Source organism: Bacillus sp. LR--39 (assembly GCF_053613335.1).
This window is the reverse complement of record NZ_JBSIOT010000231.1, coordinates 1-1,234: the sequence shown is the minus strand read 5'-3', so window position 1 is coordinate 1,234 and position 1,234 is coordinate 1. Positions and strand designations below refer to the sequence as shown.

The 1,234-nt window shown below is 47.8% G+C and carries 1 protein-coding gene; it reads left to right on the top strand.

What is annotated here, in order from left to right:
* Nucleotides 1-62 precede the first annotated feature (62 nt).
* A partial coding sequence (gene dltA / locus ACWHAR_RS22050) for a D-alanine--poly(phosphoribitol) ligase subunit DltA (RefSeq protein WP_452087834.1) occupies nt 63-1,234 on the top strand: 1,172 nt, incomplete at its 3' end.

Sequence of the window (1,234 nt, the reverse complement as noted above, 5' to 3'; positions counted from 1 at the left end):
TTTCACACCGCGAATACCGGTTCATATATTTATAACGATTTCTAATTGGAGAGAGAATAACTATGAAACTTTTACATGCTATTCAAACACATGCGGAAACTTATCCGCAAACCGATGCCTTCCGCTCTCAAGGCCAGTCGCTCACGTATCAGGAATTATGGGAGCAGTCTGACCGCGCGGCTGCCGCGATCCAAAAACGCATTTCTGGGGAAAAGAAATCTCCTATCCTTGTGTACGGCCACATGGAGCCGCACATGATCGTTTCCTTCTTGGGAAGTGTCAAAGCGGGACATCCTTATATTCCGGTTGACCTGTCTATTCCGTCCGAACGGATTGCAAAAATTATCGAAAGCTCTGGAGCAGAATTGCTGATCCATGCAGCAGGACTCTCAATTGATGCAGTCAGCCAGCAGATTCAGACAGTTTCTGCGGAAGAACTGCTGGAAAACGAAGGCGGCTCTGTCATCCAAGATCAATGGGTTAAGGAACACGAGACGTTTTATATCATTTACACTTCCGGGAGCACAGGAAATCCGAAAGGCGTGCAGATTTCCGCTGCGAATCTTCAAAGCTTCACAGACTGGATTTGTGCAGACTTTCCTGTCAGCGGAGGAAAAATATTTTTAAACCAAGCACCGTTCTCATTTGATTTGTCTGTCATGGACCTATATCCGTGCCTTCAATCAGGCGGGACTTTACATTGCGTGACAAAGGATGCTGTGAACAAGCCGAAAGTCTTATTTGAAGAGCTGAAGAAGTCCGGGCTGAATGTGTGGACATCAACACCTTCCTTTGTGCAAATGTGCCTGATGGATCCGGGTTTTTCACAGGATCTGCTGCCTCATGCGGACACATTTATGTTTTGCGGAGAGGTTCTTCCGGTTTCTGTGGCAAAAGCGCTGCTTGAGCGTTTTCCGAAAGCGAAGATTTTTAATACGTACGGCCCGACTGAAGCGACAGTGGCTGTCACATCGGTTGAAATTACGGATGACGTCATCAGCCGCAGCGAATCGCTTCCAGTGGGCTTCGCCAAACCAGATATGAACATTTTCATTATGGATGAAGAGGGACAGCCGCTTCCTGATGGAGAAAAAGGAGAAATCGTCATTGCAGGGCCGAGTGTAAGCCGAGGCTACCTTGGTGAGCCAGAGCTGACGGAAAAAGCGTTTTTCTCTCATGAAGGCCAGTGGGCATACCGAACTGGCGATGCCGGCTTTATTCAAGACGGTCAGAT